8 protein-coding genes are annotated in these 6,783 nt (G+C 71.1%); 3 read left to right on the top strand and 5 right to left on the bottom strand.

Features of this window, described 5'->3' with window-relative positions; translation table 11 throughout:
• Positions 1–183: 183 nt before the first annotated feature.
• Entirely contained in the window at positions 184–831 is a 648-nt protein-coding gene (locus tag ACFV9O_RS39175; protein ID WP_385427548.1) for a TetR/AcrR family transcriptional regulator, read from the bottom strand.
• Positions 832–1,081: 250 nt separating this feature from the next.
• Here ACFV9O_RS39175 and ACFV9O_RS39180 point away from each other — a divergent pair, with 250 nt between their 5' ends.
• Positions 1,082–2,095: an alcohol dehydrogenase catalytic domain-containing protein gene (locus ACFV9O_RS39180; RefSeq protein WP_385427551.1), complete on the top strand. Its 1,014-nt coding sequence runs from the start codon at positions 1,082–1,084 to the stop codon at positions 2,093–2,095.
• Positions 2,096–2,332: 237 nt separating this feature from the next.
• Here the strand turns inward: ACFV9O_RS39180 and ACFV9O_RS39185 are convergent, their stop codons facing one another.
• Positions 2,333–2,578 carry a hypothetical protein gene (locus ACFV9O_RS39185; RefSeq protein WP_385427554.1) on the bottom strand — a complete coding sequence of 82 codons (246 nt, stop codon included), beginning with the start codon at positions 2,576–2,578 and terminating at the stop codon, positions 2,333–2,335.
• 279 nt (positions 2,579–2,857) lie between these two features.
• Positions 2,858–3,274, bottom strand: a complete 417-nt coding sequence (locus ACFV9O_RS39190; RefSeq protein ID WP_385427557.1) for a hypothetical protein — start codon at positions 3,272–3,274, stop codon at positions 2,858–2,860.
• A 286-nt stretch (positions 3,275–3,560) separates the two neighbouring features.
• On the opposite strand from ACFV9O_RS39190, the gene ACFV9O_RS39195 reads away from it, so the two are divergent.
• Positions 3,561–4,280, top strand: coding sequence for a hypothetical protein (locus ACFV9O_RS39195; RefSeq protein WP_385427559.1), 720 nt, complete (start codon positions 3,561–3,563; stop codon positions 4,278–4,280).
• Between the two features lie 119 nt (positions 4,281–4,399).
• On the opposite strand, the gene ACFV9O_RS39200 is transcribed toward ACFV9O_RS39195, so the two are convergent.
• Together ACFV9O_RS39200 and ACFV9O_RS39205 are read right to left on the bottom strand one after the other, a co-directional pair.
• Entirely contained in the window at positions 4,400–4,651 is a 252-nt protein-coding gene (locus ACFV9O_RS39200; RefSeq protein ID WP_385427562.1) for a type II toxin-antitoxin system RelE/ParE family toxin, read from the bottom strand.
• The gene (locus tag ACFV9O_RS39205) at positions 4,648–4,923 is read right to left on the bottom strand and encodes a type II toxin-antitoxin system prevent-host-death family antitoxin (protein WP_385427565.1); all 276 of its coding nucleotides are present in this window, start codon (positions 4,921–4,923) and stop codon (positions 4,648–4,650) included. Before ACFV9O_RS39205 ends, ACFV9O_RS39200 begins: the two co-directional genes overlap by 4 nt.
• A 187-nt stretch (positions 4,924–5,110) precedes the next feature.
• On the opposite strand from ACFV9O_RS39205, the gene ACFV9O_RS39210 reads away from it, so the two are divergent.
• On the top strand, positions 5,111–6,157 hold the full coding sequence (locus ACFV9O_RS39210) for an SEC-C metal-binding domain-containing protein (RefSeq protein WP_385427567.1): 1,047 nt from the start codon (positions 5,111–5,113) through the stop codon (positions 6,155–6,157).
• The last annotated feature ends 626 nt before the right edge of the window (positions 6,158–6,783 follow it).

Below are 6,783 nucleotides of genomic sequence, written 5' to 3' on the forward strand. Positions count from 1 at the left end.
CGGCTCACTGGCGAGGCCACCATCTCGTGGCGCGACCCGACATCACCGAACCAAATCCGCATCACGGGATAAAACAACGGGAGGAAACGACCTCTCATATTCGTCTCTGGACGGTTTGCCAGGCGGACCGGTCCGGCCGACGGGCCGAAGCCCTACGTCTCGGCGCGCCGTTGCGCGCGGTTCTTACCCACGGACCGCCCCCGCCCCCAGCCCGTCGAGGGGCTGCGCGGCGGTCTGGAGAAGTGCGGCCATCAGGGCCGCCGCGGTGCCGGCCTTGAGGCCGTTGGCGCGGACGAGTGACTGCCATGTGCTGAAAGCGGCGGCGTGGCGGACCGCGGCCGTGAGGGTGGGGAGCGTGGCCGGGGCGGGGGAGTAGCCCGCGATGAGCACGTGGGTGATCGCGTCGATCTTCGCCTCGTAGGCGTCCACGCTGGGCTTTATGCCGGGAATGTGGTCGCCGTCTTTGAGGACGTTGGCCAGCATGGGCTCGACGGCGTCGTAGAAGCGGTACAGGTCGCCGAGCGCTCCGACGGTTCGCTCGCCCGGCGAGGGGATGTCCTGCCATTTCGCGGTATCCGGCCAGGGGTTGCGCTGCCAGTACTCCGTGGAGCATGCCGTGAACAGCTCTTCCTCGGTGGGGAAGTGCCGGTAGACGGTGTGCCGCTGCACTCCGGCCAGCGAGGCGATGCCGGCGATGGTGGTGCGGGCGGGGCCGACCGTTCCGTGCAGCTGGATCGCCGCGCCTGTGATGCGGTTGCGCGTCTCGCTCACCGCGTCGGCGCGGCGCCGCATCTCGTACTTGCGGCCGGTGCCCTGCTCGTCCGCTGTCATCGCTGCAGCTCCGGTCCTCGCGGTCACGGGTCGGATCCGGCCGGCCGGACGACCCCGGAGGAAATGACTATATGCAACTGTGCATCGAAGTAATTTCATTGCACATGCCTGTCTTGTGAACCTTGACGGACCCGGCGGTGCGGGTTTTCATGGAACAGTGTCGTGCATCGAAATTGTTCGCCCCGCAGGACGGGACGCCTTGAGCGCGGCACGGTTCCCGGCACATCCATGGAGGAGAGTCATGTCGCACATGCGGTCAGTAGTCGTACCCGCCCTCGGGGCGCAGTGGGAAGCGAGGACGGTGGAGGCTCCGGAGGCAGGTCCGGGGCAGGTGCTGGTGAAGGTGCATGCCAGCGGGATCTGCGGCACGGACGTGTGGATCACCGAGGGCAAGCTCGCGTTCGGCGCCGACTTCCCCATGACGCTCGGCCACGAGGGCGCGGGGGAGGTCGTCGCGGTCGGCGCAGGTGTCACCTCCCGGGCCGTCGGCGACCGTGTCGGCCTGGTGACCCTGCAGACGGGCTGCGGACGGTGCGCATGGTGCCGCCGGAAAGAGCCGCTGGACTTCGTCACCGCCGCGAACTGTGAGCGCCCGGTGCTGACCGGCATGAACGTCGCCGGCGCGAACGGCGAGTATGCCGCCGTGAGCGCGGAGGCGACGGTGCTCCTGCCCGAAGGGCTCCCCTACGAACATGCGGCGCCCCTGATGTGCGTGGGCTACACGGCCTGGAGCGGCCTGCGGCGCGCCGATCCTCAGCCCGGTGAGCGGGTCGCGGTGTCCGGGATCGGCGGAATGGGGCACCTGGCCCTCCAGTACGCCAAGGCGGCAGGGTTCACGACGATCGCCGTCACCGGATCACCCGACAAGCGGGATCTGGCGCACAAGCTGGGCGCGGACCTGGTGGTGTCGAACGGGGCGGAGCTGCGGGAGGCGGGCGGAGCGGACGTGCTCATGCACACCAACAGCTCCAACCGCGCGGTGGCGGATGCCTTCCAGGGCGTGGCACCGCACGGCCGGGTCGTGCTCATGGGCATCGCCTTCGACGAGCTCGCCGTCCCCAACATGCCGATGATCATGAACAGCATCCGGATCCTCGGCTCCGCCCACAACGGCCCCCAGTATCTGACGCAGGCCCTTCAGATCGCCGCCGAAGGCAAGGTCACACCTATGGTGGAGGTCTACGCCCAGCACAGGGCCGCCGAGGCCTACCAGCGCACAGCGGAGGGCAAGGCCCGCTTCCGGACGGTCATCACCCACCATTGAGGACCGGCCGGCCGGTCCAGCGCACGGACGGCGGCAGTGCTGAGACCGAGCACCGCGTACGGGGCTTACCGGCGCCGCCGTGCGCGGGCTGTGACCATCCGTCTGATCCCGGGTGCGGGCGCGGCCGCCCGGGCATCGCCCCACACCCCGGCTGCCCGGCTTCACGTCGAGGGCCCAGGTCACCCGGTGACCTGGGCCCTCGCGGGGGGCACGCCGCGCGGAGCGACTCGGAGTCCGTCACGCCTTGCCGCCGGAGGGAACCTGGCCGGCCTTGTCGGCCACGCCCCGGTCGAGAACCGCGCTGATACCGGTCAGCTGGCCCGCCTTGCCCGCTTTGCTGTCCTTGAGCAGGTAGCTGCGTTCGCCGAGGTAGGTGTGGGTCGTCTTGTCGAAGATGTACTCGGTGCGTTCGTTGAGGGACTCGAAGGCCAGGGCCTCGCCGCGCCGGCCCGCCGCGTCGACGGCGCCGTGCACGACCTCCACGCCGGGGATCTTCCCGGCGCCAGCCAGATGGCCGCCTCCACCTTCGGCGGGACGATGGCCTCGCCGACCGTTTCGCCGACCCAGTCGAAGGCCGCGGCGTCACGGCCGGGGGCCTGGCCCTCGGTGATGGCGTAGATCTTCTTGAGCAGGACGTCGGGGTCGGTGGGCAGCGCGGACACCTGCGCGTAGGGCGTGTTGCCGGCGCCGGCGGCGGTCGGCGCGCCTCCGTCGACGCTGACCTGGACACCGCTCCCGCCGAGCTTCACGTCCTCGCCGCCCTCACGGATCAGCCCGGGAGCGGGTGGGGTCCTCCGGCAGCCAGACCTCGCGCTCGTGCACGGCGTCCATCCGGATCAGGCCGTCCATGGTGCGCTGCGCGACCTGGCGGCTGAAGCCGACCTCGCTTCGGACGTAGACGTACTGGTCGGGGCGGATCGTCAGGTGCCGGCCGGCACCGGTGGCGGCGGCGACCTGCTGCATCAGCTCGGTGGTGCCCTGGGCGGAGGCGGGCAGTACCTTCACCACGGGCGCGATGGCGACGGACGGCGCGGAGGGGGAGGCCGAGCCGGTGACGTTCAGTACCACGGCGGTCGCCGCGGCGGCGACGGCCACCGGTATGGCCACCAGGCCCCAGCGGGGGCGGCGGCGGGGCGCCGCGGCCACGGGAGCCGGCTCGGTACGGGTGATCTCACGCATCAGGTGTTCCTCGGGCCGCAAACGAACCCCCTCCACCGCCACTGCGGCCCGGCACCCACGCCAGCCCCACGGCCAAGGAGAGCGCCCATGCCCGACACCACCACCGCGCCCGACACCACCATCACCGGCGTTGCTGTTGAGCCGTTCTTCGAGCCCGGCACCCACTACTTCCTCGGCAACCCCTACACGGCCCCGGAGGCATGCTGACCGACCGCCGCGGCCACAGCGGCGACCTGCTGTTCACCGAACTCCTCGAGGAGCCGACCTTCACCGGCCAGGCCCGGCCATGCTCCCGCTCCTGCGGTTCCTGCGCGGCCGCCGGGCGGGCCAGAACCCGACCCTGCTCCTGGACCCGCACACCCCGACACCGGCGCTCACCCTCCTGCTGCTGGCGGGGCAGGCCCTGCTGTCGGCCGCCGCCGCCCCGCCGGGCACCCCGGCCGCGGACGCCGTGCTGCGGGAGTGTCTGCGGCGTCTGGCCACGAGTCCGCTGGACGACCGCGCGAGCGTCGGCGACCTGGCCTTCGGCCTGAGCAAGGGCGAGCTGGAGCGGGCAGGCGATGAGGAGTTCATCCGCGACCAGGCCCGCCGGATCTGCAGCGAGACCGTCCCTCTGCGCCGCGCGCTCGCGCTCACCACCCGGCCGTCTCTGCTCGTGCTGGACCTGGCCGCCCGCCCGGACCTCGAGGACCTGCTGCGCGTTCTGCACACCGATGCACCGGTGGACGGAGCGGACACCGCCACCCGGTGGCGGTCCGTTGGCGGTGGTGACGTCGTCCGTCTGGAAGTGGACTGGCTGGAGCCGGTCCGCACCTCGCTGGCAGTGCTCCTGAACACGGTCGAGCACCGGGCCGTTCTCGAGCGGATCGCCGCCGAGGGGCGGGTGGACCTGACGGCCACCGACCCCGCCGACAGCCTCGACGACTTCTTCTCCCTTGCCCGGGTCACCACCAACGGGGAGTCCCTGGCGGATGCACTCCGCCGCGCGGCCGCCTCCCGCAGCTGACCCGCCGGCCCCGCCGGCCCCTCGGTCAGGCACGCACGGCCGCCCCGCGCCGCCGGCAGCACGGGCAGATCCCCGGTGGCCCGGACACACGGCTGTCCGTCCGCGGGCCCGGAAACGACTCAGGGGGTGCGGCCGACTTTCAGGACGAGGACGGTGATGGTGTGGTCTTCCGGTTCGTACAGGATCCGCCCGTCGCCCACGGACAGGCGCCAGAGGCCGGAGCCGCCGAGTTGCCGGGCCTGCGGCGGGCGGGGATTGTCGGCGAGGCTACGGACGGCGGCCGCGCACTCCTTGGCGCCGGTGGGGTCGAGGCGGCGCAGGCGCCGGTATTCGTCGGCGGCCTGGTGCTGCCAGACGACGGTGTGGGTCACGAGGCGGCGGGGGTGTCGTCGTCGGCCTCGAGTTCCGCCATGAGGGCCTCGTGGGTGATCACGGGGCCGCCCGTGTTTTTGCGGCGCTGGGCCTCGGCGAGGTCGGCCTCGTCGCGCAGGCGGCGGAGCTCGGCGAGCTCGTCCACGGGGATCAGGGCCGCGGCGGGCCTGCCGTAGTCGCTGATCACGATCGTCTCGTGGCCGTGCCGGACCCGGTTGACGAGCTGCCCGAGCTCGTTGCGGGCCTGCACCAGCGGATACGTCTCATCCATGCCCCGAAACTGTACACATTGCCGAGTGTGCACGGTATGAGATGCCCGCACCGCGCCCCGGCTTCCCGACAGCGGGAAGCGGCATCGACGTGGCTCAGGGGCCGGGCACGGGACGCCACCGTGGGGAGGGTGAAAAACTCCCGCTTCGGCTCCGGGCGGTGCCGTGCTGCCGGTAGCGTCGCCGCCCATGACCGGTCCCGCAGCGCGCCACGACCAGACGCCGACGTCGCCGTACGACGCCTTCCTCGCCGGCCTCGACGGCGGGGCGAGCGCGGACGCGTACGAGCAGTGGGCCCGCGACCACGACAGCGACCCGGACGTTCCCCGCGCCCTGATCCACGCCGGATGGACCCGTTCGCAGGCCCGCGACCACGAAGGGGCGCTCGCCCTGTTCCGCCGCGCTCTGGAACGCGGCGGAGAGCAGTCCCGCAACGCCCAGGTCGGCATCATCGAGCAGCTGTACGCGCTGCGCCGCACCGACGAGGGCCACGCGGCACGGGACGCGCTGCGCGCCGAACTCGACGCTACGACACCGCCGGATCTGTGGATCTACAAGGAGATGGCGGAGCTGCTGTCCGAGGCGGCCGACCCGCAGCTAAGGGCGGCGCTTCAGTGGTGCGAGGCCGCCCTGGCGCGCACCGGCGCCGAGGACGTGGGCGAGGACGCCGCCGACTACCGGCAGAGCCTGCTCTTCAACCGCAGCGTGCTCCGCGAGCAGCTCGGCCTCGAACCCGACGAGCTGGACCGGGCCGTCGACGCCGCCGAGGCCGAAGCGGACGGGGAACTGCTGGACCTCCTCGGCCAGCTGGACGGCCTGATCGACCCGCCCGCCACAGGCCCGTTCCCTGACGAGGGCCCCTTCGACGGAGTGATCCTGCGCTGGACGCGCGCGGACTTCCCCGAGGCCCGCCGGCGCTGGCCCAAGACGACCACCGAGTACGGCGACGACTACGAGAGCTACGCCGCCGCTCTCCAGCGCTCCGCGCTCCGCTTCAGCACCGGCGGCGCGGTCCGGGTCCGCATGGTCACCGGCAGGCTCGCGGACTTCGACGCCTACGTTCGGCACAGCGGCGATGCCCCCGACGACCCCGGGACACGCACCCGGTACGCCACGTGGCGCGACGCCGAAGCGGCAACGGAAACGCTGCTCTGGCCCCCGGCGCGGAACGGCCCGTGCTGGTGCGAATCGGGCCGGAAGTACAAGAAGTGCTGCGCGCGCCACGAGGCGCCGTGATGTCGAGCGAAAGGTGAAAGACCTTTGCCGTCGGGCCGTCGCAGCGGCCCGATAGAAGCTGGGGGCAGTCTAACCCGGGGAACGCCGGGAAGGGCGGAAAGCAGCCCCGACAACGACGGGACGCATCGGAACTGCCAGAAGGTGCGGGCCCGGCAAGCGAGACCAGAAGGTGCAACGAGAGTGAACCAGCGGTTGAGGTCCCGTAAGTTTTGTGCTGACTCAAACCTGGCGGATATGGGTCAGTCTGCAGCGCGTGATCACGGCTTTATGCCGGATCAACTCCGAAGCCGGAAAGCAGCAGTCGGCGGGGAGGCCACGTTGAAGGTCTGCGGCGTAGGCGTGGCGATGCTGTCGGGGTACAGCTGGGTACCGACCTGGTCAATCGACAACATGGTGAACGTGGGAACCATCCACAGTCGCCCAACTCGCCGGACATCCAATTCGGAGAGTGGGCAGGCCCGTTGCCGACTGAAGGCTGTGGGATGGGGCGGAGGTCTCGTAGTAGTCCGAGCGCACGAGAGGTGCGTACATGGCGAAGTTGCGCCGTCTAACTCGGCGTTGGATCACTCTCTCAGAGAGTAGAGGTTCGGAAGGAGAAGCCTCTGGACTACCCGCCTTACCTGGAC

Source organism: Streptomyces sp. NPDC059909 (assembly GCF_042730885.1).
Lineage (GTDB): Bacteria > Actinomycetota > Actinomycetes > Streptomycetales > Streptomycetaceae > Streptomyces.